This window comes from Arenibacter lacus (assembly GCF_008711145.1).
Lineage (GTDB): Bacteria > Bacteroidota > Bacteroidia > Flavobacteriales > Flavobacteriaceae > Arenibacter > Arenibacter amylolyticus.
Genome location: NZ_VVIN01000227.1, coordinates 1 through 598, shown reverse-complemented (window position 1 = coordinate 598; position 598 = coordinate 1). Strand labels below are relative to the sequence as shown.

The 598-nt window shown below is 50.3% G+C and carries 1 protein-coding gene; it reads right to left on the bottom strand.

Translation table 11 applies throughout. From position 1 onward, the window contains the following. The coding region (locus tag F1E73_RS17280) for a SprB repeat-containing protein (protein WP_150452696.1) at positions 1-598 on the bottom strand (598 nt) is incomplete at both ends.

Sequence of the window (598 nt, the reverse complement as noted above, 5' to 3'; positions counted from 1 at the left end):
GGTCAATGGGGTAAGGTTATAGGTAAAGGCTAGGGGGTTGGTAGGTTCGCTCACCGTAACGGTGGCCGTATCCGTACAGTTGGTAGTTTCGTCCGTAACCGTAATGGTATAATCTCCGGCTACAAGATTCGTTAAATTGATGGTGTTAGCAGACTGCCCCGTTATAGCAGCTGCCCCATTAATTGAGTAGCTATACGTGGTGCTAAAATCACTGATCGTAAAATCTATGGCACCGTCGGAACCTCCCTTACAGGATACATCTTGGATCAAAGTACCGGCTACCCCTATCTTTTGTACCGGATTCAGGGTAAAGTTCTCCTCATAAGAACAGCCCTTGGCATCGGTAACCCTAAAGGTATAGGTGTCCGGAGCAAGGCTTGTAAATACCCCGGTGGAATTGGAATCCATTGCTGCCGCTGGTGCAATCAGTTCAAACGTAACGGCCCCGCTTCCACCAGTAACGGTAAGGGTCACGTCTGAGGTCTCTGACGGACAGTTGGCCGCAGTGGCAGAAAAAGCAATATCCGTAGGGGGGGTCAGCGGATCAACCGTAATGGTTTCGGTGGCGGTACATCCGTTGGAATCCATCACCGTTAGG